The 25,521-nt window shown below is 56.8% G+C and carries 23 protein-coding genes; 11 read left to right on the top strand and 12 right to left on the bottom strand.

Features of this window, described 5'->3' with window-relative positions; genetic code table 11:
* Positions 1 to 114: 114 nt before the first annotated feature.
* The 4 genes from OE750_RS06325 to OE750_RS06310 form a co-directional block, all read right to left on the bottom strand.
* Positions 115 to 1,326, bottom strand: a complete 1,212-nt coding sequence (locus OE750_RS06325; protein WP_263762607.1) for an ABC transporter permease — start codon at positions 1,324 to 1,326, stop codon at positions 115 to 117.
* Positions 1,327 to 1,330: 4 nt separating this feature from the next.
* Positions 1,331 to 2,995 (bottom strand): ABC transporter permease, encoded by a 1,665-nt coding sequence (locus tag OE750_RS06320; protein ID WP_263762605.1) that lies wholly within the window; start codon positions 2,993 to 2,995, stop codon positions 1,331 to 1,333.
* An 86-nt stretch (positions 2,996 to 3,081) separates the two neighbouring features.
* Positions 3,082 to 4,185: an extracellular solute-binding protein gene (locus OE750_RS06315; protein WP_263762603.1), complete on the bottom strand. Its 1,104-nt coding sequence runs from the start codon at positions 4,183 to 4,185 to the stop codon at positions 3,082 to 3,084.
* Between the two features lie 119 nt (positions 4,186 to 4,304).
* Positions 4,305 to 5,405: an ABC transporter ATP-binding protein gene (locus tag OE750_RS06310; RefSeq protein WP_263762601.1), complete on the bottom strand. Its 1,101-nt coding sequence runs from the start codon at positions 5,403 to 5,405 to the stop codon at positions 4,305 to 4,307.
* A 439-nt stretch (positions 5,406 to 5,844) separates the two neighbouring features.
* Here OE750_RS06310 and argE point away from each other — a divergent pair, with 439 nt between their 5' ends.
* Positions 5,845 to 7,020 carry an acetylornithine deacetylase gene (gene argE / locus OE750_RS06305; protein ID WP_263762599.1) on the top strand — a complete coding sequence of 392 codons (1,176 nt, stop codon included), beginning with the start codon at positions 5,845 to 5,847 and terminating at the stop codon, positions 7,018 to 7,020.
* A 227-nt stretch (positions 7,021 to 7,247) separates the two neighbouring features.
* On the opposite strand, the gene OE750_RS06300 is transcribed toward argE, so the two are convergent.
* Together OE750_RS06300 and OE750_RS06295 are read right to left on the bottom strand one after the other, a co-directional pair.
* A complete protein-coding gene (locus OE750_RS06300; protein ID WP_263762597.1) occupies positions 7,248 to 8,642 on the bottom strand; it encodes an aspartate aminotransferase family protein in 1,395 nt (464 codons plus the stop codon).
* A 76-nt stretch (positions 8,643 to 8,718) separates the two neighbouring features.
* Complete coding sequence (locus OE750_RS06295; protein ID WP_263762639.1) at positions 8,719 to 9,375, bottom strand: GntR family transcriptional regulator; 657 nt, start codon at positions 9,373 to 9,375, stop codon at positions 8,719 to 8,721.
* Between the two features lie 193 nt (positions 9,376 to 9,568).
* On the opposite strand from OE750_RS06295, the gene OE750_RS06290 reads away from it, so the two are divergent.
* Genes OE750_RS06290 through OE750_RS06270 form a run of 5 tightly spaced genes read left to right on the top strand, consistent with a single transcriptional unit; the run spans position 9,569 to position 14,869 of the window.
* On the top strand, positions 9,569 to 10,654 hold the full coding sequence (locus OE750_RS06290) for a polyamine ABC transporter substrate-binding protein (protein ID WP_263762595.1): 1,086 nt from the start codon (positions 9,569 to 9,571) through the stop codon (positions 10,652 to 10,654).
* Positions 10,655 to 10,713: 59 nt separating this feature from the next.
* Positions 10,714 to 11,838 (top strand): ABC transporter ATP-binding protein, encoded by a 1,125-nt coding sequence (locus tag OE750_RS06285; protein ID WP_263762593.1) that lies wholly within the window; start codon positions 10,714 to 10,716, stop codon positions 11,836 to 11,838.
* Between the two features lie 3 nt (positions 11,839 to 11,841).
* Positions 11,842 to 12,732, top strand: a complete 891-nt coding sequence (locus OE750_RS06280; RefSeq protein WP_263762591.1) for an ABC transporter permease subunit — start codon at positions 11,842 to 11,844, stop codon at positions 12,730 to 12,732.
* The gene (locus OE750_RS06275) at positions 12,729 to 13,550 is read left to right on the top strand and encodes an ABC transporter permease (RefSeq protein WP_263762589.1); all 822 of its coding nucleotides are present in this window, start codon (positions 12,729 to 12,731) and stop codon (positions 13,548 to 13,550) included. The genes OE750_RS06280 and OE750_RS06275 overlap by 4 nt, the downstream gene beginning before the upstream one ends.
* The gene (locus OE750_RS06270) at positions 13,550 to 14,869 is read left to right on the top strand and encodes an NAD(P)/FAD-dependent oxidoreductase (RefSeq protein WP_263762587.1); all 1,320 of its coding nucleotides are present in this window, start codon (positions 13,550 to 13,552) and stop codon (positions 14,867 to 14,869) included. The genes OE750_RS06275 and OE750_RS06270 overlap by 1 nt, the downstream gene beginning before the upstream one ends.
* 83 nt (positions 14,870 to 14,952) lie before the next feature.
* Here OE750_RS06270 and OE750_RS06265 read toward each other — a convergent pair whose 3' ends face one another.
* Both OE750_RS06265 and OE750_RS06260 read right to left on the bottom strand, forming a co-directional pair.
* Positions 14,953 to 16,305: an aminotransferase class III-fold pyridoxal phosphate-dependent enzyme gene (locus tag OE750_RS06265; protein ID WP_263762637.1), complete on the bottom strand. Its 1,353-nt coding sequence runs from the start codon at positions 16,303 to 16,305 to the stop codon at positions 14,953 to 14,955.
* A 69-nt stretch (positions 16,306 to 16,374) separates the two neighbouring features.
* Complete coding sequence (locus OE750_RS06260) at positions 16,375 to 17,112, bottom strand: glutamine amidotransferase (protein ID WP_263762585.1); 738 nt, start codon at positions 17,110 to 17,112, stop codon at positions 16,375 to 16,377.
* Positions 17,113 to 17,208: 96 nt separating this feature from the next.
* Between OE750_RS06260 and OE750_RS06255 the strand changes: the two genes are divergently transcribed.
* From OE750_RS06255 to lpxK, 3 genes are read left to right on the top strand one after another with little or no spacing between them, the layout of a single operon-like run.
* Positions 17,209 to 17,451 (top strand): DUF4170 domain-containing protein, encoded by a 243-nt coding sequence (locus OE750_RS06255; protein WP_263762583.1) that lies wholly within the window; start codon positions 17,209 to 17,211, stop codon positions 17,449 to 17,451.
* A 6-nt stretch (positions 17,452 to 17,457) separates the two neighbouring features.
* The gene (locus OE750_RS06250; RefSeq protein WP_263762581.1) at positions 17,458 to 18,663 is read left to right on the top strand and encodes a 3-deoxy-D-manno-octulosonic acid transferase; all 1,206 of its coding nucleotides are present in this window, start codon (positions 17,458 to 17,460) and stop codon (positions 18,661 to 18,663) included.
* The gene (gene lpxK, locus OE750_RS06245) at positions 18,663 to 19,634 is read left to right on the top strand and encodes a tetraacyldisaccharide 4'-kinase (RefSeq protein WP_263762579.1); all 972 of its coding nucleotides are present in this window, start codon (positions 18,663 to 18,665) and stop codon (positions 19,632 to 19,634) included. Before OE750_RS06250 ends, lpxK begins: the two co-directional genes overlap by 1 nt.
* 89 nt (positions 19,635 to 19,723) lie before the next feature.
* Here the strand turns inward: lpxK and OE750_RS06240 are convergent, their stop codons facing one another.
* The 3 genes from OE750_RS06240 to OE750_RS06230 are packed head-to-tail and all read right to left on the bottom strand — an operon-like array spanning position 19,724 to position 22,049.
* Positions 19,724 to 20,836 (bottom strand): CaiB/BaiF CoA transferase family protein, encoded by a 1,113-nt coding sequence (locus tag OE750_RS06240; protein WP_263762577.1) that lies wholly within the window; start codon positions 20,834 to 20,836, stop codon positions 19,724 to 19,726.
* 3 nt (positions 20,837 to 20,839) lie between these two features.
* Positions 20,840 to 21,517 (bottom strand): thioredoxin domain-containing protein, encoded by a 678-nt coding sequence (locus OE750_RS06235; RefSeq protein WP_263762575.1) that lies wholly within the window; start codon positions 21,515 to 21,517, stop codon positions 20,840 to 20,842.
* Between the two features lie 13 nt (positions 21,518 to 21,530).
* A complete protein-coding gene (locus OE750_RS06230; protein WP_263762573.1) occupies positions 21,531 to 22,049 on the bottom strand; it encodes a DUF721 domain-containing protein in 519 nt (172 codons plus the stop codon).
* A 63-nt stretch (positions 22,050 to 22,112) separates the two neighbouring features.
* Here OE750_RS06230 and mutY point away from each other — a divergent pair, with 63 nt between their 5' ends.
* The gene (mutY, locus tag OE750_RS06225) at positions 22,113 to 23,171 is read left to right on the top strand and encodes an A/G-specific adenine glycosylase (RefSeq protein WP_263762571.1); all 1,059 of its coding nucleotides are present in this window, start codon (positions 22,113 to 22,115) and stop codon (positions 23,169 to 23,171) included.
* A gap of 34 nt (positions 23,172 to 23,205) precedes the next feature.
* A complete protein-coding gene (locus OE750_RS06220; protein ID WP_263762569.1) occupies positions 23,206 to 24,339 on the top strand; it encodes an alkane 1-monooxygenase in 1,134 nt (377 codons plus the stop codon).
* Positions 24,340 to 24,342: 3 nt separating this feature from the next.
* On the opposite strand, the gene rsgA is transcribed toward OE750_RS06220, so the two are convergent.
* The gene (gene rsgA, locus OE750_RS06215) at positions 24,343 to 25,401 is read right to left on the bottom strand and encodes a ribosome small subunit-dependent GTPase A (protein ID WP_263762567.1); all 1,059 of its coding nucleotides are present in this window, start codon (positions 25,399 to 25,401) and stop codon (positions 24,343 to 24,345) included.
* Positions 25,402 to 25,521 lie beyond the last annotated feature (120 nt).

Below are 25,521 nucleotides of genomic sequence, written 5' to 3'. Positions count from 1 at the left end.
CCCCCCCCCCCCCCCCCCCCCCCCCCCCCCCCCCCCCCCCCCCCCCCCCCCCCCCCCCCCCCCCCCCCCCCCCGGGTTCGGATTTTGCAAAGCGAAATCCGAACCCGCTTTGTTTCAGCCCGGTGACATACCGCGCAAGCGTTCCGAACGGCGGCGCAACATTTCGAGCGTCGCCAGCAGCGCAATCGAAATTGCAACAAGAATCGTCGCAACCGCAAGGATCGTCGGGCTGATCTGCTCGCGAAGACCAATAAACATCTGCCAAGGCAGTGTCTTCTGGCTCGCCGAGCCGACAAACAGCACAACCACGACTTCATCAAACGAGGTGATAAAGGCAAACAGGCCGCCCGAAATCACGCCCGGCAAAATAAGCGGCATCTGCACGCGGAAGAAGGTGGTGACAGGATCAGCTCCCATATTCGCCGCCGCACGGGTGAGCGAGCGGTCAAAGCCCACAAGCGTCGCCGTCACCGTAATAATGACGAAAGGAATGCCCAGCACCGCATGGGCAAGGATCACTTTGATATATCCGACAAGGTCTTTGTTAAGCCCCAGCGTCCCTTCCATCCAGTTCCCGATCTGGCTGTAGAAAAAGAACATACCTGTCGCCGAAATGATCAGCGGAACAATCATCGGCGAAATCATAACCGCCATAATCGCGCGCCGTCCGGGCACATGGCTCTGGCTGAGGCCAATCGCCGCCAGCGTGCCAAGGCTTACCGAAATAATCGTCGCAATCGGTGCAATGATCAGAGAGTTCTTGAAGCTGCGCTGCCATTCGTTGTTGTTGAAGAAGTCGCGGTAGTGCTTCAGCGAATATCCTTCAGGGTCAAACCGCAACATCTCGGGTGTAAAGGTAAAGAAGTTCTCCGCATTGAACGACAGCGGCAGAACAACCAGAATAGGCGTGATCAGGAAGATAAAGATCGCAGCACATATCATCCGGAAACCGTAATACCACAGCACCTGATACCAAGTGAGATACGGCGCAATGTAAGAGCGGTAGCGCCCTTCATAGACCCAGTAAATCAACCAACCGGCCACAGCGCCAAGGATCGCACCGACAATCGCGAGCGGAATGCCTCCCGCCGCAAAACCGGCAATGCCCGCCGCGGCAAAGGTAATTCCGCGGCCCAAGCGCTCGTTTCCAAGCACGGAGATATAAATAAATGCCAGCGCAATCATCAGCACCGCGCCAATGACAACGCCCATGGGGCCAGAGCCGTTTGCTGTGCCGAGGAAGAGCCCGAAGAAAGCGCCAAATCCGCCGGTGATCAGAGCAACAAGCCAGAAAGGTTTGCGTGAAATAGGAGTGAGTGCAGCCATTTTTTTATCCCAACTTCACATTGTCGATGCCGACGATCTTATCGTAGGCCCAGTAGAGAACGAGAACCACCGCAAGCAGGATCGTGCCAAGCGCAGCCGCGAGTCCCCAGTTGAGTGATGATGAAATGTGATAGGCGATTCTGTTGGAGATAAAGACCCCCTTGGTCCCACCCACAATCTCGGGGGTGATGTAGTAACCAATCGCCAGAATAAACACGAGGATCGACCCCGCTCCGATACCCGGAACAGACTGCGGGAAATACACCCGCCAGAACGCCGTCCAATTCGTTGCGCCAAGGCTCTTGGCCGCGCGCAGATAAGTCGGCTGGATCGTTTGCATCACCGAATACATCGGCAAAATCATGAACGGCAGCAAGATATGCGTCATCGCAATAATCGTGCCGGTCGCGTTGTTGATAATGATGAGCCTGTCGTCATCGGCCAGAAAGCCAAGCCAGACCAGCACATCGTTGATAACACCCTGCTGTTGCAGCATCACCTTCCAGGCAGATGTGCGCACCAGAAGCGAGGTCCAGAATGGCAGGAGCACGAGGATCATCAGCATATTGGCCGAGCGCGCCGGCAGGTTCGCCAAAATCCATGCCACAGGATAGGCTAGCAAAACGCACATGCCCGTAATCGCAAGCGACATATAAAGTGTGCGCTTGAACAGTGTCAGAAGCACACGCTTGTTTTCGGGCTGCATCTCTGCACCGTCCGGGGTGCGTTGCATGTCAATCGCATTGAGGAAATACCCGTTGGTGTATTTGCCCGAATGCGCCTTGATGAGTGACCATGTTTCAGGGTTGCTCCAGTCGTCATCGACTTCGGCCATAACCTGTGTGAAATTCGGCGCTTCAAACTGGCCGATATTGCCCGCCAGTTCCTTGAGCATATCCGCGCCTGCGCCCGTAAAGCCCGAAACATCGGCTGCCTTCAGGTCTTGCACCAAAGCAGGATAAACCGTTTCCCAAGGCTTGCGAGTCGCCACATCGCGCCCTTCGACGAGCCCTTCATATACGGCAAACGAGGTGTAGGCTTCGGCCGTCTTGGGCAACAGCGCAACAATCTCGACAGAAGGCGCAAACGCCTCAGCCGGCTTCAGAACAGTCTCTTCAAGCCGCGAGATCCTGCCAACAGCTAGCTTGGAGAAATCTCTGTCGGCCTCGGCCCCTTCGCCGCCCGACATCAGCTCATACCAAGGCCCGGCTTGGCCCCACCCGGCGTTGATCGCCCTCATGTCTTTCAGATAGTCCTTGCCGAGGTCATCAAGCTTGCGTCCGCTTTGGCGGAACAGCGATGACATCCCGGAGGCTTCATAGTTCAGCCGCGAGCCAAGCCGCGTGTGGCGTTTGGCTTCTGCCGCGTTGAACATGTCATAATACATCGCCTCAAAAACAGGCTCGGGCGGAAGCGCATCATCGTCGGCCTCCCAAGCGTTCAGCCGCGCAACAGTGTTGGGCAGCGTGTTTCCGACGATCTGGTTTTCAACCGAGCGGAACAGCATCGAGCCGATCGGAATGATAAACGAAACCAGGACAAAGATAAGCAGCGGCGCAATCAGCGCCAAGGCACGCAGTTTTTCTACCCGTAGTGCCCGGGCGAGGCTCTTTTTCAGCGGCGTTCCATCTGCCGCCAGAACTGGCCCGTCTTGCGTTACATCGCTCATGTTCGTCCCCGTGTATTTCGCTTGAATCAATTCAAGTCATTAACTGGTGGTGTGGAGAGGCCGCGAACGGCCCCTCCGGTAGTGCTTTACTTGGCGAGCCAAGCTTGGAACTTCGCGTCGATATCGTCGCGGTAGTCAGCCCAGAAACCGTAGTTGTAGAGGAACGTGTTCTTGGCGTTCTCCGGATCGGTCGGCATATGCGGTGCCATATCGATGCCAAGCTCGGCGTGCTTGTCTACAAGCGGAGCCGAAGACTTACGCGCAGGGCCGTAAGCGATATATTTCGCTTGGTCGGCAAGGCGCTGTGTGTCTGTCGCGAACATGATGTAATCAAGCGCACGCGCCTGACGTTCGGGTGAAAGACCGGCAGGAATGATCCAACCGTCAAGGTCAAACACCTGAGCGTCCCAGAGCATAGCAACAGGCTGCTTCTGCTCTTCGATCACGCTGAAGAGACGGCCGTTGTATGTTGACCCCATAACAACTTCGCCATCCGCCAGAAGCTGCGGTGTATCCGCACCGGCTGACCACCAGACAACGCTGTCCTTGATGGTGTCGAGCTTCGCAAGCGCCTGGTTTTGGCCCTCGTCTGTTGCCAGAACATCATAGACATCGTCTTTCGCTACGCCGTCACAGAGCAGAGCCCATTCCATGTTGTTAATCGGGCGCTTCTCGAGCGAGCGCTTGCCGGGATAGGCTTCAAGATCAAACACGTCACAAACGTCTGTGGGTGGCGTGTCGCCAACAAGGTCAGTGCGGTAACCGAATGTTGTCGAGTAAACGATCTGCGGAATGAAGCAATCGCTGACAAGCAAATCGCCGAAGTCTTCCGAAGCCGGCGTGCCATCGTCGGCAGGCGCAAGCATCGTGTCAGGGTCGATTTCCATCGCGAGACCTTCGTCGCAAAGGCGGATCGCATCGGCCGCAACAACATCAACAACATCCCATGTGATATTGTCGGCTTCGTTCATCGCGCGCAGCTTGGCAACAGCTTCGTTCGAGCTTTCATCGTTCAGGATGGTTACACCCGTCTTTTCCGAATAGGGTTCGTGATAAGCCAGAAGCTGCGATTTAGAGTAAGCGCCGCCCCATGACACGATGGTCATTTCGTTCGGCATATCCTGCGCACCAGCAACACCAGCAGCCATTGTCAGTGCTGTTGTTGCGAGAAGTGTCTTGGTGAATTTCATTATATTCTCCCGTGTATTTGCCCGTTTAATCTTTTGTGCATGAGCCTCTAGGGCTTTTAACCCATCCACATTCAATCAACGCGCCCCGCTCGCGGCGCACGCGATAGTCTCACGCTGCGTTACGCGTCAAGCGCGCGGCAGTCTTCCGGAAGCCAGCCGATTTCAATCTGCTGTCCCGGCTTCAAACGCACCTGATCAGGCGCGTTACGTGTCTTGATGATGAACTCGTCGTTCCCCGCAACCCGAAGGCGCGTGCGAAAAATATCACCCATATAGATAAATTCGAGCACCTCGGCCTTAAGCGTATGCGCATCGGCATGAAGGCGGCTCTTGTCAAATTCGACACGCTCGGGGCGGATCGAAACAGTCGTGCGGTCGCCGACCTTGTTCACATTTACAGGCATCGCATCAATCTCTTCGCCGCTGTCAAGCTGCACGATACAAGCGTTGCCGCTGATCTTTTTCACAACACCCTGCAGTGTGTTGTTCTCGCCGATGAACTGCGCAACGAAGCTGTTCTGGGGATTTTCATACAGTTCGTCAGGCGGCGCAATCTGCTGGATGCGCCCGTCATCAAACACAGCAACGCGGTCTGACATGGTCAGCGCTTCTGTCTGGTCGTGGGTCACATAAACCGTGGTAATGCCAAGCTCGTGCGCAAGATGCGTAATCTCGAATTGCATCTTTTCCCGCAACTGCTTGTCGAGCGCGCCGAGGGGTTCGTCCATCAGAACCAGCTCAGGCTCAAAAACAAGTGCACGCGCCAAAGCGACACGTTGCTGCTGCCCGCCCGAAAGCTGCGCAGGGCGGCGGCCGCCAAAGTTGCCCATCTCGACCATGTCCAAAGCCCGCTTCACCTTGGCTTCGCGGTCAGACTTGCCAATCTTGCGAACCTCAAGCGGAAACGCGAGGTTCTCGGCAATCGTCATATGCGGAAACAGCGCGTAGTTCTGAAACACCATGCCAATGCCACGCTTGTGCGGCGGAATGTTGTTGATACTCACACCGTCAATCTTGATCTCGCCGTGCGTGGCCGTTTCAAAGCCCGCCAGCATCATCAGGCAAGTTGTCTTGCCCGACCCTGACGGCCCGAGCATTGTCAGAAACTCGCCCTTTGGCAATGTGAGGTTTAAGTCTTTTACAACAAGCGTTTCGCCGTCATAACTCTTCTGAACACGTTCGAACGCTACGAACGCATCTTCATCATGCGTTTTGGCCAAAAATCGGCTCCCTGTCGTTTGCTTATGGCTTAAGCCACTTATTGTTGCGTATCTAACCTCAGTTGCGAGGGGTCATGCAACAGGCTAGCCAAGTATTTTTTTATTTCCCGTCTCAAGTTGGACAATTATCAGAATACGCATAAAAATTGGGCTCTGGCGACAGTTTATTTGCAATATGGCCCACTCACCGAAATATAATTTCACGTCTTGGCTATTGTTCACAGGTGAACAAACAGAGAATCACATCGCTTCCAAACCGGGAAATGTCGCAAACCGCCCAATCTAGGCGTTTTACCCGCTAGACCAAACCACCTGTTTCACCCCTCATAAAGGCGCACCAACCAGACTTGGAAGACACCATGACCTGCGCCGAAACATCCTTTTTCTCATCCGGTTTTGCCGTCCGCTTCAGCGGGCTTCTCAGCACGTGTTTCCAGTCATGAAAGATCAACTCTCCACGCCTCTCGCCCGCACTGTCGAAATCCTCGAGAAGCTCATCAGCTTTCCGACAGTATCAACCGACAGTAACCTCGAAATGATCACATACATGGCCGATCATCTCGGCCACCTCGGCGCACGGGTGAGCAGTTTCAGCTCGCCTTGCGGAACCAAGGCCAATCTTTTCGCCACGCTGGGGCCCGAGGGCGACGGCGGCATCGTGCTCTCCGGTCACTCTGATGTTGTCCCCGTGGCCGATCAGGACTGGACCACAGATCCCTTCACACTCACAGACCGCGACGGCCTCCTCTTCGGGCGCGGCACATGCGATATGAAAGGCTACATCGCCGCAGCACTGACCATGGCCGAAGAATACGCCGGCCTGGAACTGACACGCCCTGTGCATTTCGCCTTTACACATGACGAGGAAACAGGCTGCATCGGCGCGCAAGCTCTGGTGGAAGAGCTCAAAGCCCAAGGCATCAAACCCGCAATAGCCATCATCGGTGAACCCACCGAAATGCGCATCATCGAAGGTCACAAAGGGTGCTGTGAATACACAACCCGCTTCACCGGCCTTGAAGGCCACGGCAGCGCCCCTGATCGCGGAGTCAACGCTGCCGAATATGCCGTCCGCTATGTCACCAAGCTCATGGAGGTGCGCAGCGAGCTGATGGCGCGCGCGCCTGCCGGTAGCCGCTTCACGCCGCCCTACACAACCGTCAACATCGGCCGCATTTCGGGCGGCGTAGCGCACAACGTAATCGTAGGTAAGGCCGAGGTCGAATGGGAGTTTCGCCCTGTTCAGGACAGTGATTACAAATTCGTTCACACAGCGCTCGACGCTTACACAAACGATGTCCTGCTTCCCGCCATGCGCGCCGTACATCCGGCCGCCGATATCGAAGTCGAAACCATAGGCGAAGTCGCCGGCCTCACCCCGATGGAAAAAAACGAAGCCCGCGACCTCTGCACAGCTCTCACGGGCGGCAATGGCGCCGATGTGGTGGCATTCGGAACCGAGGCAGGCCTGTTCCAACAGCTCGGAATGTCGGTTGTCGTTTGCGGGCCGGGCAGCATCGAACAAGCTCACAAACCCGACGAGTTCATCGCACCCGACCAGCTTCAAGCTTGCCTCAACATGCTCGCGGGCCTCAGCAAAAAGCTCACGGCCTAGCCGCACCGCACGCCGCATTAGCTAATTTTCGGTTAACAAAAACCCGATTCAGGCGGTGCACGCATGGTGCACGGGGTGTGCACGCTTTTCACCCCCCTGTTTTGCAAAAACGGCGAGGCATTAACCCCGCCGTCCGCATCTCTCACTTTGGGCTTTTTTCTTGCCTCAAATATCCCGGGGGGTCTGGGGGGCTGGCCCCCCAGCGGGTCGGCGCAAGCCGAAACCCCTCAACTCTGCGCTTTGAAAAGCCCGGCCGCTTTCACATTCTCATACCCCTCATCCAGCGCCTTTCTGGCGCGGGAAATCAGCGTATCAATCTCGGCTTTCGTTATCACCAGAGGCGGAGAAATCACCATTCTGTCCCCCACATGCCGCATGATCAGGTTGTTCGCAAAACAACGCTCACGCACCATAAAACCAACGGTCCCCGCATCCGCCGCAAACTTGGCGCGCGTGGCCTTATCAGGCGTCAGGGCCAGAGAGCCCATCATGCCGACAATCGTCACTTCACCCACCATAGGATGGTCCCCGAGGCTCTCGAACTGCTCTTTCAAATAAGGCGCAAGCTCGCTTCCTGCGCGTTCCACGATACCCTCTTCTTCAAGGATACGCAGGTTCTCCAAAGCCACAGCCGCAGAGACAGGATGCCCTGAATACGTATAACCGTGGTTGAACTCGCAAGCGCCCATAACAGCGGCCACCTCATCGTTCACAATGCTCGCCGCAATCGGCGCATAGCCCGAGCTAAGCCCTTTGGCTACCGTCATAATATCGGGTTTTATGCCCATCGTCTGGCAACCGAACCAATTGCCCGTGCGGCCAAATCCGCAGATCACCTCATCGGCAATCAGGAGAATTTCGTATTTGTCACAGATGCGCTGGATCTCGGGCCAGTAAGTCGACGGCGGAACAATAACACCCCCCGCACCCTGAATGGGTTCGGCAATAAACGCCGCGACCTTGTCTTCGCCCAAATCAAGGATAGCCTTCTCAAGCTGCTGCGCCCGCTCGAGTCCAAATTCCTCAGGGGTCATTTCCCCGCCCTCGGCCCACCAGTTCGGCTGCTCGATATGATGGACATCGGGAATCATCCCGCTCTGCGCATGCATCCCTGCCATCCCGCCAAGCGACGAAGACGCAACAGTCGAACCATGGTAGGCATTGATCCGCGAGATGATCACCTTCTTCTCGGGCTTGCCCTTCTCCTGCCAATAGGTCCGCACCATGCGGATATTGGTATCGTTCGCTTCCGAGCCGGAACCCGCGAAAAAGACGTGGTTAAGGTCATAAGGCGCAAGTTCCGCGAGACGCTCGGCCAATGCAATCGCAGGCACGTGGGTCGTCATGAAAAACGTATTGTAATAAGGTAGTTCGCGCATCTGGCGGGCGGCAACCTCGGCCAGTTCTTCACGCCCGTAGCCAATATTCACGCACCACAAACCCGCCATCGCATCAAGAATCTCGTTGCCCTCGCTGTCCGTCAGCGTCACGCCTTTGGCGCGGGTGATCACGCGTGCGCCCTTCTTGGCCAAGTCATCGTTCGTGGTAAACGGATGCATATGGTACGCCGCGTCAAGACGCTGCAGTTCTTCGGTTGGCATGTGGTTGGTGATCTGTGTCATATGAAACTCCCCGCTGCGCGGGTGTTTCCGCGCGGTCAAATTGATCGCGCCCAGAATATGATCAAATTATTTCATGTCAATCTCTTGTCGCTTCAGCAAGCGCCCGACGCACTTGCTCCATGCCCTGAATCACATCTTCGCGCATGGCTTTTGCCGCCCCTTGTGCATCGCCCGCGCGCATCGCACTCAGAGCTTCATGGTGCTGGTCAGGCAAGTTTTGAGTGCCGACACGTCCGCACACCACGCGCAAAGATGGCCCAAAACGTAACCAAAGACCGTCTGCAAGCGATGAAAGAATAGGCGCTTCTGCCATTGAGTAAAGCCGCGCGTGAAAGCGATAGTTCTGTTCCAGATAGGTCCGAACATCCCCCTGCGCGATCGCCAGATCGAGCGCATCATCAATCCGTGTGAGCTCTTCGATCGTGCTGTCTGTGGCTCGCTCTGTCGCGCGCACTACAAGCTGTGGTTCAATCGCCTGTCGTGCAAAAATCAACTCATTCACGCGGCTCACAGTCAAAACAGGCACGACAACACGCCTGTTGCCAAGAAACTCAAGCGCCCCTTCGGCGGTGAGGCGGCGAATGGCCTCGCGCACGGGGGTCATTCCGGCACCCAAACTGTCGCAAATTCCCTGAATGGTCACAGCCTGCCCGGGCGCCAACTCGCCAAACAAAAGCAAATCGCGCATCTCGCGATAGACTTTCTCATGCGCAGGCAACTCCGCTGAAATCATCTCCGGATAGGCGGCAAAGCTCACCAGTTTGGCCACGTTGGCAGTGTCTTGCGTCATCTTCTATCCTTCCGAATCTCTTGCAATCTGCTGCGCTTCGTGCAGGCATCTTAATTGAAATGTTGCCAAGACAGTCAAAACTTGATCAAATATTTCGTCAAGGGGAATGACCTCTTCAATAGGGAGAAACCAAAATATGAAAACCAATCTGCTTACAGCAGCCGCATCACTCGCTCTCGTCGCCGGCATGGCCTCGGCCGAGGAAGTGCGGGTCTACAACTGGTCCGATTATATCGATGAAGACCTGCTCGCCAAATTCGAAGAAGACACCGGCATCAAGCTTATCTACGATGTTTTTGATTCCAACGAGGTTCTCGAAACCAAGATGCTCGCAGGTGGCTCCGGCTATGATGTTGTTGTGCCTTCAGGCACGTTCCTGCAACGCCAGATTTCGGCTGGTGCCTTCCAGAAGCTTGATCTTGAACAGCTCCCAAATCACGCCAACATGTGGGACGTGGTCAGCAAGCGCACAGAACAGTATGACCCTGAAAATGCCTACTCCATCAACTATATGTGGGGCACAACAGGCATCGGTGTGAATGTCGGCAAAGTGAAAGAGCTCTTGGGCGAAGACGCACCAATCGACAGCTGGTCGCTGGTGTTCGACCCGGCCAATATGGAGAAACTTGCCGAATGTGGCGTGCATTTCCTTGATGCTCCTGCCGAGATGATTCCCGCGGCGCTCAAGTTCCTCGGGGAAGACCCCGACAGCCAGGACCCCGAAGTGCTTGCCAAGGCCGAAGGCGTTTACATGCCTGTGCGGGACCACATCCAAAAGTTCCACAGCTCGGAATACATCAACGCACTTGCCAACGGTGATATCTGCGTTGCTGTCGGCTGGTCAGGCGATATCCTTCAGGCACGCGACCGTGCCGCCGAGGCAGAGAACGGCGTCGAAATCGCCTATCATGCCCCAAAAGAAGGCGCGCAAATGTGGTTTGACCAAATGGCAATCCCTGTTGATGCGCCAAACCCCAAGGCAGCACATGTGTTCCTGAACTTCATCATGGATGCACAGAACATGGCCGCCGCTTCAAACTATGTTTACTACGCCAACGGCAACCTGGCCTCGCAAGAGTTTCTTGTAGAAGATGTCATCGGTGATACAGCGATCTATCCAGACGCCGCAACACTCGACAACCTCTTCACGACACGGCCCTATCCATCCAAAGTTCAGCGTGTCGTCACGCGCCTCTGGACAAAAATCAAATCAGGCACATAAGCCTGAACAATGGCCCGCAAACTCAGGTTTGCGGGCTTTTTCAACCTTGAGGGATAAGAATGGCTCAGACCGTTTTCGCACCATGGCTCGACGCGGACGAAAAACCGCTGATTCAGTTTAAGAACGTCACAAAACGCTTCGGTGATTTCGTCGCAATCGACAATCTGACGCAGGATATATACGCGAAAGAATTCTTTGCGCTGCTCGGTCCCTCGGGCTGCGGCAAAACCACAATGATGCGAATGCTCGGCGGCTTTGAAACCCCGACAGAAGGCCAGATCCTCATTGCAGGCCAAGACATGAAGGGTGTCCCACCCAACAAGCGTGCAGTGAACATGATGTTCCAATCCTACGCGCTGTTTCCGCACCTTTCCGTGTTTGAAAATATCGCATTCGGCCTCAAGCGCGAAGGCAAGCCCAAGCCCGAAATCGAGGCCCGTGTCGAAGAAATGCTCCGCCTCACGCGCCTCACCAAGTTTGCCAAACGAAAACCTCACCAGATTTCAGGTGGCCAGCGACAGCGCGTCGCCCTTGCCCGCTCTCTCGCCAAAGCGCCCAAGCTTTTGCTGCTTGATGAGCCCCTCGGCGCACTCGACAAAAAGCTGCGTCAGGACACGCAATTCGAGCTTATGGATATTCAGGAGAAAACAGGCACAACCTTTGTCATCGTGACCCACGATCAGGAAGAGGCCATGACAGTCGCCTCCCGCGTTGCCGTCATGGACGAAGGCGAGATCATCCAGGTCGCAACCCCTGCCGATATCTACGAGCGACCCAACTCTATTTATGTGGCCGACTTTATCGGTGATGTGAACATTCTGCATGGACACGCCACTCGCGCGGATGACGGCTATGACATCGCCTATGCCGAGGGCAAAGCGCCGCTTCATGCCAAGACATCGAATGACCTCGGCGCAAGCGCCAAATGCGCACTGGCCATCCGTCCCGAAAAGGTTTCAATCACAGCGAAGAAGCCCGCGAAAGTGACCAATGCGATCAAGGGAAAAATCATCGACATCGCCTATCTCGGCAACCTCTCGACATATCATGTCGAAATCGAGGGTGGACATATGATCAAGGCCCAAACCGCCAACACCACCCGGCTGGAGCGCCGCAGCTTCACATGGGAAGACACCGTCTGGCTTTCCTGGACCGACACAGCCGCCATTGTGTTGGAGGGCTAGGGTATGCGCCGCTTCACCCTCATCGCCGTTCCATATGTCTGGCTCCTGGTTCTCTTCCTTGTGCCGTTCATAATCGTCTTCAAGATCAGCCTGTCCGACACCGCGCTGGCCATTCCGCCCTACACCCCTACGCTTGATTTCTCGTCAGGCTGGGAAGGTATCCGCAACTTCTTTGCCGGTCTTGATTTCGAAAACTTCAAGTTTCTCACCACAGATGATCTCTACTGGAAGGCCTATCTCTCCAGCCTGCAAATCGCAGCGATCTCGACAGTGCTCTCGCTTCTCGTCGGCTATCCCATTGCCTACGGCATGGCGCAAGCCCCCGACGAGTGGCGCCCGACACTTATGATGTTGATCATCCTGCCGTTCTGGACCAGCTTCCTCATCCGCGTTTACTCGTGGATGGGCATTCTCTCCAACGAGGGCTTCCTCAACCAGTTTCTGCTCTGGACAGGGATCATCTCCGAGCCGCTGCTGATCCTGAACACAAATACAGCGGTCTACATCGGCATCGTCTACACCTACCTGCCGTTCATGATCCTGCCTATCTATGCTGCGCTTGAAAAGCTCGATATATCCTTGCTCGAAGCAGCTGAAGATCTCGGCTGCTCGCGTCTCACGGCATTCTGGCTGATCACGATCCCGCTCAGCAAACAAGGCATCATCGCGGGTTGCTTTCTGGTTTTCATCCCCGCGCTGGGCGAGTTCGTCATCCCCTCACTGCTCGGCGGATCGCAGACCCTAATGATCGGCAAGGTGCTGTTTGAAGAGTTCTTCTCCAACCGCGACTGGCCCGTAGCCTCGGCTGTGGCCGTTATTCTCCTGCTCATTTTGATCATTCCGATCGTGCTGTTCCAGCGCAACGAGCAGAAGCAGCGGGAGGCAGAAGGATGAGACGTTTCTCATGGTTCAACGCCACGTCCCTCACCATCGGCTTTCTCTTCCTCTACCTGCCGATGGTCATTCTGATCATCTACAGCTTCAACGAATCCAAGCTGGTTACGGTCTGGGCCGGATTCTCGACCAAATGGTATGGCGAGCTGTTCCAGAACCAGGCTTTCCTTGATGCCGCATGGGTCACGGTAAAAGTTGCTGTTCTCAGTTCCACAATAGCCTCAGTGCTCGGAACGATGGCCGCCTACGTGCTTGTGCGCGGCGGGCGTTTCAGAGGGCGCACTCTGTTCTCGGGGATGATTTATGCGCCCCTCGTCATGCCTGAAGTCATTACAGGCCTCTCGCTGCTTCTTCTGTTCATCGGCATCGGCCTTGACCGTGGCGTACTTACAATCGTGCTGGCCCATACCACGTTCTCGATGTGTTATGTTTCCGTCGTTGTGTCTTCGCGCCTCGTCAGCTTTGACCGCTCTCTGGAAGAGGCCGCGCTTGATCTGGGCTGTTCCCCGTTCGAGGCCTTCCGCCTCGTGACTCTGCCGATCATCGCACCCGCAGTCATCTCGGGCTGGCTTCTGGCTTTCACCCTGTCGCTCGATGATCTGGTGATCGCCTCATTCACAGCCGGCCCCTCATCCACCACCCTGCCAATCAAGATTTTCTCGGCTGTGCGGCTCGGTGTCTCGCCAGAAATCAACGCGCTCTCCACCATCATGATCAGCATCGTAACAGTCGGTGTTATCAGCGCCTCGCTCCTGTCAAAACGTGCGCTGGTGCGTCAGAAGCGTGAAGAGCGTGCAGCCGAACAAACAGCAGACTGATGCGGCGTATCTTCCCGGATCACGCCTATTCCAATGCGCGCATCGCAGGGTGCTATTGGGCCGATACTGTCTCTGATGCGGCGCTTTCGCGGCCCGCCCTGAAAGGCGCGCAAAAAGCCGATGTCGCCATCATCGGAGCTGGCTTTACAGGTCTCTCCGCCGCGCTGGCATTGGCCGAAGCAGGTGTCTCGGTTTCTGTGCTTGAAGCCGGCTTCCCCGGCTGGGGCGCCTCCGGGCGCAACGGCGGTTTCTGTTGTCTTGGCGGCGCAAAGGCAAGCGATGCGATGCTCGACCGCCAACACGGAAAGCCAGCAAGGCTCGCCTACCGCCGCGCAGAAGCCTCGGCTATTAATCATGTCGCCGACACGCTTGAAAAGCATAGCATCCAAGCTGATGTCCACAGCAAGGGTGAAACCCAACTCGCACACAATGCCCGAGTCAACTTTGAGAAAGACGCTCGTGCCATCGAAGAAAACTACGGTGTTACCCCCACACTTCACACCCGGGAAGAGCTTCCCGCACTCGGCATGTCAGGCCAGTTTCACAGCGCTATTACAACGCCGGTCGGCTTCGGCCTCAACCCGCGCAAATATCTCGCCGGCCTGCTCAAAGCAGCCGAGGCAGCCGGCGTGCAAGTCTTCGGCCAAAGCCCCGTCAACAAGATCAACCGCGCACAAAAATACAGCCTCGCCACGCCGCAGGGCACACTTGAGGCTGAACAACTCATTGTCGCAACCAACGGCTACTCGTCTGAGGATGTCCCCGAATGGATGGCCGCGCGCTACATGCCTGCGCAGTCCTCTGTTATCGTCACCCGCGAACTCACTGAAACAGAGCTCGCCAACGGCTGGAACTCCGATCAAACTGCCTATGACAGCCGCACACTTCTGCATTATTTTCGCCTGATGCCCAACCGCCGGTTCCTCTTCGGAATGCGTGGTGGCCTCATGTCCACAAAGGCCTCCGAAGCCCGCAACCGCCGCCAGATACGCGCCGATTTCGAGGCGATGTTTCCCGCTTGGTCACAGGTCGAAACGCCTTTCTATTGGTCAGGCATGGTCTGCCTCGCAGCAGGCCTCACACCTTTCGCGGGGCCCGTTCCCGAAATGTCCGGCGCCTATGCAGGTTTTGCCTATCACGGCAACGGTGTCGCTATGGGCAGCTACACTGGTGCGCTGTTGGCCGACCAAATCCTGGGTGCAAACAAACTTCATACGCCCAAGCTCATGGCCAAGCCGCCCAAGCGCTTCCCCCTAGGTCGTGCCCGCCGCGCCCTCATGTATGGCGTCTACGCAGGCGCAGCCCTCAAAGACCTCTAGTCTTTCTTATTGCTGTAAATATCCTGGGGGTCTGGGGGCAAAGCCCCCAGCTGAGCGACGCGCCGAAGGCGCGGCGCAACCCCTCAGACAGCGCCGAAGCCCGCATCAAGCGCGCTCAGCACAGTGTCAATCTCGGCTTCCGAAATCGTCAGAGGCGGTGACATCAACACGTTGTTTCCGCCAAGGCGCACCATTGCACCCGCATCATAAGCCGCCTTGTGGATACGCTTCATCACAGCCAAATCCATCGGCGTTTTCGCAGTCTTGTCCGAGACAATCTCGATCCCCGTCATCAGCCCGTGCCCACCGCGCACATCACCAATGATATCGTATTTCTCGGCCAGCTTCAGCGCGCCTTCATAAAGTTGCGCGCCGCGCGCGGCGGCGTTGGTCTTGGTGTCAAGCCGCAGCGTTTCGCTCAGCGTTGCCGTCACAGCCGCAGCCCCGACAGGATGCGCAGAATAGGTATATCCATGGTAAATTCCCGCCTCTCCCCGCGTGTCATTCTCAAACACATCGGCAACAACCTCGCTCATCAAAGCCGCGCCCACAGGGAAGTATCCCGAGGTAATCCCCTTGGCTGTGCTCATCATGTCGGGCTTCACGCCCCAATGCCGCGCGCCGCTCCAGTCGCCCGTGCGTCCGAAGCCTGTGATCACCTCGTCAGAGATCATCAGAATACCATGTCGTGTGCAAATCTCGCGCAAGAGCGGCATCAGGCTTTCATGCGGAACGATAACACCACCCGCGCCTTGAATCGGCTCCATGATAAACGCTGCAATCGTGTTCGCCCCTTGAAAGTTGATCTCGTCTTCCATCGCCTGTGCGATGAGTTGCGCCAGCACAGCAGGGTCGGTTTCGTTAAACGGGTTACGATAGGTATATGGGCTCGGCATGTGGAAACAGCCCGGCAAAAGCGGCTCATAAGCAATACGGAAGCGGTTGTTCCCGTTCACACTTGCCCCGCCAAAATGGGTGCCATGGTAACCTTTCTTGAGGCTGAGGAATTTTGTTCGCGTCGGCTCGCCCTTAATACGGTGATACTGCCGCGCAAGTCGCAAACAGGTTTCGACAGAGTCAGAGCCGCCCGAAGTGAAGAAAACTCGCCCGATGCCATCGTCCTTGAAGAACTCGCGCACGGCGTAAGAAGCCTCGATAGCAGTCGGGTTACTTGTGCCTGCAAAAGCCGAATAATACGGCAGCTCATAAAGCTGCTTGGCAATCGCGTCTTTCACCACATCGTTTGAGTAGCCGAGGTTCACGCACCAAAGCCCGCCCACAGCATCCACAACTTCCGCACCGTCCAGATCGGTAATCTTGGAGCCCTCAGCGCTTTTGATGATCGTCGGAGGGTGCTCAAGGCTGTCGCCAGGCGCGCCCATCGGATGCCACATGTGGCGTGCATTGTTCTCTTTGAGGAAGTTGTCGTCTTTCATCGCGCTCTCCATCGGGCTGTGCAAGAATTTGATCAAATCTAGCACGCCGCCCGATTCTGTCCAGCGCGATTACGCCCTGTAGCGCTCCACAAACGCTCTCAAGATATGTTCAGGCTCCGTCACGCAAGCAGCATGGCACATCGCAATCAGGCTTTCGGCCTCTTCTGGTGCGAAATACCCTTTGTGTTTGTAGATATTGATTCGCGCTTCAAACTCCGCCGCATCTGCCTCGGGATGAAACTGCGTCGCATAAACATTTTGCCCGTAGCGGATCATCTGGAATGGGCAACTGGGCGCTTCAACAAGATGCACACAGCCTTCGGGCAAGCTCTGCACCGCCTCTTTATGGCCCACAAAGGCCTCAAACCGCTCTGGTAACCCTTGGCAAAGCGGGTCTGCGCGGCCTGCCTCGGTCAGTCGACAATCCGCCGTGCCCACCGGTTCGCCAAAGCGCGCCTTGCTCACATTCCGTGCCAGATGATGGCTCAACACGCCAATGCCGTAACAACACCCCATAAATGGAAAATCCCGCACCGTAATCTCGGGCATTAACGAGAGCACATCCCGCTCGATCTTGGCTTCCACCTCGGTTTTTTCCTCGGGCGCATCGCTCACACAGCCCGGCCCCCCGCCCACAATCACACCCGCATAATCGGCCAATTCAAGGTTTTCAGGCAGGTTTTCACAATCCAGCCGCACGCGTTGCACCTCATCCATAGCAAGCCCGCCCTTCGCGCAGATTGCAGCAAATTCGTTGTCTGCGGCTTCCGCCTCGGGGCGCAGCTGCAAAATCAGAAAGGGTTTCATGGGCCATGTCCTTTTGCTATGGCTCACTTGCATCGCCTTGACCCCAAAATGCAATCCCTTAGGTTGGTGCATGCTCAACACGCAAAGGGGCCTAACATGGCACAGCGCCTTCATCTCGTCTTTGGCGGCGAGCTCGTCGATCCGACAAAAAATGTCTTTAAAAACGTCGAGGATATCCACATCGTCGGAATCTTCCCTGATTATGCCAGCGCCTTTGACGCATGGAAATCCGAAGCGCAGCGCACGGTTGATAATGCCCATATGCGCTATTTCGTGGCGCACCTGCACAAGCTCCGCGAGGAAGGCAGCGAAACGTCTCCAACGGAAGAACTGGGCTAAACCCCGATGAAGCCGCTGCTCTCAGGGCTATTGTCGCGTCAGAACTTGTCTGCCACGGCCGGCAAACAGCAAGGGCCTGTCCGCAGAGTTGATTTGTGGTTTCACGCCACACAGCGCGCACATGTTCATGCTTTCTTGCAACTTCGCCGCAGCATATCTGTCGAACGCCCCGATCTAACCTGCCTCATAACAACAGATAACAGCATCACGCGCCCCGATGGGCTTGATCCGACAATCGGCTGGAGCGTTATCTCGCGGGACGGCAACGGCATCACTTCATTTTTCGCCGAATGGGCCCCGCGCCTTTGTCTCTGGGCGGGCGGCGCAATCATACCGCCTCTGGTGTTCGAGGCAGACAAACGCGGCATCCCTCTCTTTCTGCTTGATGCACATGCGGGGGGCTTTCAAACCAATATGTGGCGCGGGCAAGGTCTCTCACAGAGGCGCGCACTCAGGCTTTTTTCAACCTTTCTCGCACGCGATAGCGAAGCCGAAGCTGTGCTGTGTAAAATGGGTATTGAAGCCGAGGACATCTTCGTATCCGGCCGAATGCAACAAGGCGTGCCTTCCCTTCCCTGCAACGAAACCGATCTGGCCAATCTCTCCGAAGCAATCAACTCGCGCACCACATGGCTCGCAGCCTGCGTGCGCTCCGAGGAACTCGACATCATTCTGGCCGCACATTTCAAAGCCAGCCGCGCTGCGCACCGCCTTCTGCTCATTCTCGTCCCCGATGATGAAGACGAGCGTGACATCTTCAAAAACGCGCTTGACCAACACCAGTTCCGTTACACCACATGGCCCGATATGGACGGGCTCTCTGACGAAACAGCGCAAATTCTGCTCGCAGAAGATCCCTTTGAAATGGGTCTCTGGCTTCGCATTGCTCCCGTCAGTTTCATGGGCGCCTCGCTCGTTTCCGGTTACGGCGGACACAACCCCTACGCTGCAGCCAATCTTGGCTCCGCTATCCTCTATGGTCCCAATGTCGGCAAGCACCTTGACAGTTACTCGCGTTTTGCGGCCGCAGGGGGCGCGCGTATCGTCCGCGATGTTGATACCCTCGCCGCCGCCGTCACCCAGCTTTCCGCGCCTGATCGCGCCGCGCAAATGGCCATGGCCGCTTGGGAAATAGCGACCGAAGGCGCCGAAGTGACCGACCGCGTCACCTCGCTTGTTCATGATGCGCTCGATCATCTGGAGGAAAGCTGATGCAGGCCCCCCGCTTCTGGTTCCGCTCCCGCTCATGGCAAGCCGCGCTTCTTGCCCCGCTTGGTGCGCTCTATGCGCTCGGCACAGCCCGCAGAATCTCGCGCGGGCAGCCCCGAAAACTCGCTGTTCCCGTCATCTGTGTCGGCAATATCAACGCAGGTGGCACAGGCAAAACCCCGACAGTCATCTCTCTCGTGCAAAAGCTGATCGAACTTGGCCATACGCCCGTTGTCGTTTCCCGTGGTTATGGCGGCGCTTTGCATGGCCCTGTGCAGGTTGGTCCACAAAATCACACTGCCGCCGACGTCGGCGACGAGCCTCTGCTGCTGGCCGCTTTCTGCACTGTTGTGGTGTCCAAATCCCGTCTTGCAGGCGCGCACATGGCCGATCAACTCGGCGCAAGCGTGGTCCTCTTTGACGATGGTTTTCAAGATCCTTCCGTCCACAAAGATCTGTCTTTCGTGGTGGTTGATGCCAAGCGCGGCTTCGGCAACGGGCGCTGCCTGCCGGCCGGCCCGCTCCGCGAACCTGTTCAAACAGGCCTCGCCCGCGCCGATGCTCTCATAACAATAGGCTCTGAAACAGAGCAAGAAAATTTCGCCACAACAGTCTCTATTCCACGCTATCAAGCCACATTAGAGCCGCTCCCGACAGGCATGGACTGGGGCGGAACCCGCGTTCTCGCGTTCGCGGGCATCGGCCATCCCGAAAAATTCTTCAACACCCTCAAACATCTCGGCGCCGAAATCATTCATGCCGAAGCCCTCGCCGATCACCAGCCACTCACCCAAGCCCTCATGACCCGCCTGAGCGCCGATGCAAAGCGTCACAACGCACGCCTTGTCACAACAGAAAAAGACGCTGTCCGCCTTCCCCGGTCCTTTCGCCAAGAGGTTCTTACCCTCCCTGTCCGCCTACAGTTCGCGAACGAAAGTGCTCTCATGGCACAACTGGACAAGCTGAAACCCTAGTTCTTTTTCTTGCTCTAAATATCCCAGGGGGCGCGGGGGACTGGTCCCCCGCCTCTGTCGGATTGTGCAAAGCACAATTCGAAACTGCTTTATCCGTCTTCGCCCGGTTTCGGAGAAGGCCGCTTCAAAGCAAGCTCCGCATCCGAAAATACAAACGGAGCACGCACACCCGGCACGCCATCAAGATCAATCTGCATCCCGCGCGCTTTCACATGCGGGTCCGCAAACACCTCGGCCATATCATTGATCGGCCCCGCAGGGATGCCCTCCGCCTCACAGCCAGCCAAAAGCTCGGCCTTGGTTTGCTTGGCCGTTTCACCCATCAACAGCGCAATCATGGCAGGGCGGTTCGCCACGCGGTCCGCGTTGGTCAGATAATCCGCGTGATCCTTCATCCAGCCAAGTCCCAAAAGGTCGCAAAGCCGTCGATACTGCCCGTCATTTCCCGTCGCGATGATGATATGCCCGTCCGCACAATCAAACACCTGATAGGGCGTAAGATTGGGGTGGTAATTCCCCGTCCGTCCGGGCGGTGTGCCCGTGGTCAGATAGTTCATTCCCTGATTTGCAGTCACCGAGATGGCCACATCAAGCAGAGCCATATCAAGGTGCTGGCCCCGCCCCGTGCGCTCGCGCTGATAAAGGGCCGCAAGCACGCCCGCGACAGAGTAAACTCCCGTAAACACATCGGTAATCGCCACACCCGCACGTTGCGGCTGGCCGTCCGGCTCACCGGTGATCGACATGAGCCCCGACATGCCCTGAATGATATAGTCATAGCCTGCGCGGTGCGCATAGGGACCCGTCTGGCCGAAGCCCGTGATCGAGCAATAAATCAGCCGCGGATTCAGTTCCGCGAGGCTTTCATAATCGAGGCCGTATTTCTTGAGCCCGCCAAGCTTGAAGTTCTCGATCAGGATGTCCGCATCCTTCACAAGTTCGCGCACGTGCGCCTGCCCCTCGGGCGTGCGAAAGTCCACAATCACGCTTGATTTGCCACGGTTGCAAGAGTGGAAATAGGACGCCGATCTGTCGCCCTCCCGCTCCACAAAAGGAGGTCCCCACTGGCGCGTATCATCACCTTGCGGCGCTTCCACTTTAATCACTTCTGCGCCAAGGTCGGCCAGCGTCTGGCCAGCCCAAGGGCCCGCCAGAATACGCGCAAGCTCGATAACTTTCAGGCCTTCAAGGGGAGCGCTCATGGCTCAGTTCTCGAGTTGGGCGTCAATGACTTCGCGCAGTTTGGCGTAGTTGTTGCCGATTACACGATCATCGCCAATAATGAATGACGGGGTTGATTCAATTCCGTCGGCTTCGGCATTGGCCTGAAACCATTCCGCCAAAGCCTGCGCCTTGTCCTGGTCTTCAAGGCAAGCGTCAATCGTCTCGGAAGACAGGCCAGCCACCCGCGCGATCTTGCGCAAGCCATCCGCCATCTGCACAGGATCACCGCTGCCCATCCAGTCGCGCTGACCTTTGTAAATCAGATTCGAAATACCAAAGAATTTTTCGTCGCCCCCACAACGCGCCACCATCGAAGCCCAAAGCGCTGCGCGGTCAAAATAGACTTCACGATAAGTAAAGTGCACCTTGCCCGTATCGATATAGTTGGCCTTCAGATCTTTGAGGCTTTCGTTATGAAAATCGCCGCAATGCGAGCACGTGTAAGAAGCGTATTCAATCACTTTCACAGGCGCGTTCACGTCACCCATGGTCATCTCGGTGATCGCTGGCAAATCGGCACTGCTGGTTTCTTCGCTTGCAGTTTCAGTGGCCTGCTCTGTGGCTTCGGTCGCGCTCAAGCTGCCCCCGCTCAAGACAAAGTAAGCAGCCCCGAGGCCAAGAATTGCAACCAGTGCAATGATAAGAATGGTGCGGTTCATAAGTGTCTCTCTTCTAGCGTTTGTGTTTGGATAGAACGTTTTGGCCCAGCGCTTCAAGGGCCAGTCTCAAACCCTCGTTGCCCACAACGGCGGCACGGGTTTTCACTTCTTCTACCACAGCAGGGTCAGGCGCACTCGGCACAGCCTTCTGCTTGCGGTGCTGAAAGTCGACTTGCCCCTCGGCAAAGCCTGTCGCATGGGTCTGGGTGATGCGAATGCTGGAAATGGCGTTATAGCCGTAAACCGCGTTCACTTTCTCGCGCAGCTTGGTCTTTTGCATCTCGAGCACCGGTGCGTTGGCCCCCGTAGTAAGCAAACATAAAGCAGCACCAAAGCCGCCCTTTCCATAGCTCACCTCGACAGGACGGCTGATACTGGCAATCTCGGAGCCGGCAATCTCTTCCCAATGGGTCAGAAGTCGTGACACAGCAAAACCCCGCTGCTGGGACACAGCGTTGATCCGCTCTCCCATCAGGTTGGCCGCCCGCTTAAAGCCGCGGCTGCGCTTGGTTTGGCTTGCATCTTTATTCATCAGCGCCATGTTACCCCTGCAAAGGCTCGTTGGACAGAGCGATTGGTAAACAGGGTATAAACAATGCGTGAAGCCGCCTCGGCCCCAGATTTGCTTGCGTGGTATGATGCAAACGCCCGTGTCTTACCTTGGCGCGTAAGCCCGTCTGACAGGGCCGCAGGTGTTCAGCCTGACCCTTACGCTGTCTGGCTCTCCGAGATCATGCTCCAGCAAACAACCGTTGCTGCCGTCAAAGCCTATTTCACCCGTTTCATGCTGCTCTGGCCCACAGTGCAGGCGCTGGCCGCTGCGCGTGATGAGGACGTCATGGCCGAATGGGCGGGCCTTGGCTACTACGCCCGCGCACGCAACCTTCTCAAATGCGCCCGCGAAGTCACGGAGCTTGGCGGCTTTCCCAAGTCGCGCACGGGGCTTGAGGCGCTCCCCGGCATCGGCCCCTATACCTCGGCCGCGATATCCTCGATCGCCTATGATCACCCCGAAACGGTGCTTGATGGTAACGTCGAGCGCGTCATGTCGCGGCTTTATGCCGTGTTAGAGCCGCTTCCCGACAGCAAAGAGACACTACGCGCCCATGCCGCCAGCCTCACACCAAAGCTTCGCGCCGGTGATTATGCCCAAGCGGTGATGGACCTAGGCGCAACGCTCTGCACTCCCAAATCTCCCGCCTGTGGCATTTGCCCGTGGCGTGTGCCCTGTATCGCCCGCGCCGAAGGCATCGCCGATACACTCCCGCGCAAGCGGCCCAAAGCGGCCAAGCCCACGCGCCTCGGCATCGCCTATATCGCGCGCCGTGCGGATGGCGCATGGCTGATGGAGCGCCGCCCCGACAAAGGCCTCCTTGGTGGCATGCTCGGCTGGCCGGGCGCCGCTTGGGGCGAAGCACGCGTTGCGGCGCCCCCGCTTGAAGCCGATTGGCAACCACTGACCGAAGAAGCACGGCACACATTCACCCACTTTCACCTGCGCCTTGATATTCATATCGCTCACCTACCGCATGATACCGAAGTGGAAGGGCTGGAGTTTGTCCCTAAACACGCCTTCACACCCAAAGCCCTCCCCACGGTGATGCGAAAGGCATTTGACCTCGCGCAAAGCGCGTTCAACACTGCGCAGCAATAATTCTTCTACAGCTCACACGTTAAAGGCCGCCAAAATGCTAAACGCCCAACAAGTTGCCAGCCTCAGCCGCGCCCTGCCGTTCTGGCTCTCGCTCTCGCTCATCCCTCTGGCATGGGTTGGCGCACTTGTCGGTGGCTGGACGGTTCTGCTCCTCCCACTGGCCACTTGGTATCTCTTTTCAGGCCTCGATGCCGTCCTTGGCCTCAACACTGAAAACGCAGATCCAACCATCGGCGAAGAACACCTGAAAGCCTACGCGCTCATCACCAAGCTCTGGGTTCCCTTGCAGTTCTTCACGCTCTTCGGTCTCTTGTGGTATGTCCCCCGCGCCGAGCATCTCGGAACGCTCGAAACAATTGTGCTCTTCTTCGGCGTCGGCGTCATCACGGGCACTGTGGGTATCAACTATAGCCACGAACTCATGCACCAGAAAAACAAGGTCGAGCGCTGGCTTGGCGATATCCTGCTTTCGATGGTGCTCTACTCACACTTCCGCAGCGAGCACATGCTCGTGCATCACCGCTATGTCGGAACCCCGCGCGATGCTGTGACAGCGCGCTACAACGAGGGTTTTCACCGCTACTTCCCCCGCGTTCTACGCGAGGGTCCGCGCTCTGCCTTCAAGGCCGAAAAAGATATGCTCGCGCGTAAAGACCTGCCTTGGAACGACCCCTCCAATCCGTTTTTCCGCTATTGGGCATTGCAAGGCCTTATGCTGGTTCTGGCGCTTGTCGTCGGCGGCTGGGTGGGCCTTGCGCTCTTCCTCTGGCAAGCTTTCATCGCTGTCTGGCAGCTTGAACTCGTGAATTACGTCGAGCACTACGGCCTCACCCGCAAACATCTGGGCAATGGCAAATACGAGCACGTTATGCCCCATCACAGCTGGAACGCCGCACACAAAGCCTCAAACTGGCTGCTCATCAACCTCCAGCGCCACTCCGATCATCATTACAAACCAGATCGCCGCTTCCCGCTCTTGCAAAACTACGATGATGCTCAAGCGCCCCAATTGCCCTACGGCTATCCGATGATGACAATGGCCGCGATGGTTCCGCCGATCTGGCGCAAATACATGAACCCCCGCGTCCGTCGCTGGCGCGGCATGTATTACCCGGAAATCACCGATTGGAAGCCCTACAACAAAGGCACAAACCCGCTGCCGCGGTAAGCGTTATCTCTTCCCGCGTTTCTTGCCTTGCTTGGTGACACGGCCAAAGGTTCTGTCCATGGCTTTGCGTGGGCTCAAGCTTTCGGAATTGAACGCATCTTCCGCAACAAGCTTCTTCCAGCGCATGAGGCGGGGTTCGTCAATATTCCCCGCTTCATGCGCGGCTTTTACCGCGCAGCCCGGCTCGCTCTCGTGCTTACAATCGCGAAAGCGGCATTGGGTGCTCAGCTCTTGCAAATCAGCGAACAAGTCGCCCAAGCCCGATGCCGCATCGGTAAGCTGCACCTCGCGCATTCCTGGCGTATCAAGCACGTTGCACCCGCTTGCCAACATATGAAGCTGACGGCTCGTTGTGGTGTGCCGCCCCTTCGCGTCGCCTTCGCGAATACCCTGCGTCCTGATATCCTGCCCGCCCGCCAGCGCATTGGTGAGCGTCGACTTTCCAACACCCGATGAGCCGATAAACGCAACTGTCTTGCCGGGTTTGCACCACCCGGCAAGCTTGTCTCGTGGCTCTTCACCGCGTCCATCAATCACCAACACAGGCACATCCTTCGAGATCGAACGCGCTTGGCTGAGGTAGCTTTCGACATCGTCAGACATATCCGCCTTGGTCAGCAAAATAACAGGCGCAGCCGCGTCTTCGAATGCGAGTGCAACATAGCGCTCCAACCGCGCGATGTTGAAATCATCATTACAGGACGTGACGATGAAGGTGGTATCAAGGTTTGCTCCGATAAGCTGCACTTGCCGCTCCGGCCCGGGCGCGCGCCGCTTGATCAGGTTCTTGCGTTCAAGCACCACGCTCTCGGCAGGTTCAGCTTCATTCAGCAGCAACCAATCGCCAACCGTTGCATCAGGCCGTGGCGGAATAATCTCATCAATCCCCTCACCCACAACATGATGTCCGCTACGGTGCACTTCCGTCACCCGCACCGGCGGTGTCGCGGCCATTGCTTCAACATTGGTCTGCTCCGCAAAAAACGGCTGCCAGCCCAGCTTTTGCAACAGCGAAAGAGGTATATTCTTTTGCGGCAGCCCCTCGGTCGTCTCTCGTGTCATCAAAGTTGTGCTTTCAAATATCGGTTGCACCCAGTCTATAGCACACTGGCGATAAAAAAAGGCCCCGCCTCTGGAGGAGGACGGGGCTCAAGGTGTAGTGCCACGGAGTCAGGCCGCAGG

It is taken from the genome of Lentibacter sp. XHP0401 (assembly GCF_025751535.1).
GTDB lineage: Bacteria > Pseudomonadota > Alphaproteobacteria > Rhodobacterales > Rhodobacteraceae > Lentibacter.
This window is presented reverse-complemented; position numbering and strand designations above follow the sequence as displayed.

What these genes read in the sequence shown, in the direction of transcription:
- OE750_RS06325 (WP_263762607.1), bottom strand. Translation starts at nt 1,326, where the DNA reads ATGGCTGCACTCACTCCTATTTCACGCAAACCTTTCTGGCTTGTTGCT.
- OE750_RS06320 (WP_263762605.1), bottom strand. Translation starts at nt 2,995, where the DNA reads ATGAGCGATGTAACGCAAGACGGGCCAGTTCTGGCGGCAGATGGAACG.
- OE750_RS06315 (WP_263762603.1), bottom strand. Translation starts at nt 4,185, where the DNA reads ATGAAATTCACCAAGACACTTCTCGCAACAACAGCACTGACAATGGCT.
- argE (WP_263762599.1), top strand. Translation starts at nt 5,845, where the DNA reads ATGAAAGATCAACTCTCCACGCCTCTCGCCCGCACTGTCGAAATCCTC.
- OE750_RS06300 (WP_263762597.1), bottom strand. Translation starts at nt 8,642, where the DNA reads ATGACACAGATCACCAACCACATGCCAACCGAAGAACTGCAGCGTCTT.
- OE750_RS06295 (WP_263762639.1), bottom strand. Translation starts at nt 9,375, where the DNA reads ATGATTTCAGCGGAGTTGCCTGCGCATGAGAAAGTCTATCGCGAGATG.
- OE750_RS06290 (WP_263762595.1), top strand. Translation starts at nt 9,569, where the DNA reads ATGAAAACCAATCTGCTTACAGCAGCCGCATCACTCGCTCTCGTCGCC.
- OE750_RS06285 (WP_263762593.1), top strand. Translation starts at nt 10,714, where the DNA reads ATGGCTCAGACCGTTTTCGCACCATGGCTCGACGCGGACGAAAAACCG.
- OE750_RS06280 (WP_263762591.1), top strand. Translation starts at nt 11,842, where the DNA reads ATGCGCCGCTTCACCCTCATCGCCGTTCCATATGTCTGGCTCCTGGTT.
- OE750_RS06275 (WP_263762589.1), top strand. Translation starts at nt 12,729, where the DNA reads ATGAGACGTTTCTCATGGTTCAACGCCACGTCCCTCACCATCGGCTTT.
- OE750_RS06270 (WP_263762587.1), top strand. Translation starts at nt 13,550, where the DNA reads ATGCGGCGTATCTTCCCGGATCACGCCTATTCCAATGCGCGCATCGCA.
- OE750_RS06265 (WP_263762637.1), bottom strand. Translation starts at nt 16,305, where the DNA reads ATGAAAGACGACAACTTCCTCAAAGAGAACAATGCACGCCACATGTGG.
- OE750_RS06260 (WP_263762585.1), bottom strand. Translation starts at nt 17,112, where the DNA reads ATGAAACCCTTTCTGATTTTGCAGCTGCGCCCCGAGGCGGAAGCCGCA.
- OE750_RS06255 (WP_263762583.1), top strand. Translation starts at nt 17,209, where the DNA reads ATGGCACAGCGCCTTCATCTCGTCTTTGGCGGCGAGCTCGTCGATCCG.
- OE750_RS06250 (WP_263762581.1), top strand. Translation starts at nt 17,458, where the DNA reads ATGAAGCCGCTGCTCTCAGGGCTATTGTCGCGTCAGAACTTGTCTGCC.
- lpxK (WP_263762579.1), top strand. Translation starts at nt 18,663, where the DNA reads ATGCAGGCCCCCCGCTTCTGGTTCCGCTCCCGCTCATGGCAAGCCGCG.
- OE750_RS06240 (WP_263762577.1), bottom strand. Translation starts at nt 20,836, where the DNA reads ATGAGCGCTCCCCTTGAAGGCCTGAAAGTTATCGAGCTTGCGCGTATT.
- OE750_RS06235 (WP_263762575.1), bottom strand. Translation starts at nt 21,517, where the DNA reads ATGAACCGCACCATTCTTATCATTGCACTGGTTGCAATTCTTGGCCTC.
- OE750_RS06230 (WP_263762573.1), bottom strand. Translation starts at nt 22,049, where the DNA reads ATGAATAAAGATGCAAGCCAAACCAAGCGCAGCCGCGGCTTTAAGCGG.
- mutY (WP_263762571.1), top strand. Translation starts at nt 22,113, where the DNA reads ATGCGTGAAGCCGCCTCGGCCCCAGATTTGCTTGCGTGGTATGATGCA.
- OE750_RS06220 (WP_263762569.1), top strand. Translation starts at nt 23,206, where the DNA reads ATGCTAAACGCCCAACAAGTTGCCAGCCTCAGCCGCGCCCTGCCGTTC.
- rsgA (WP_263762567.1), bottom strand. Translation starts at nt 25,401, where the DNA reads ATGACACGAGAGACGACCGAGGGGCTGCCGCAAAAGAATATACCTCTT.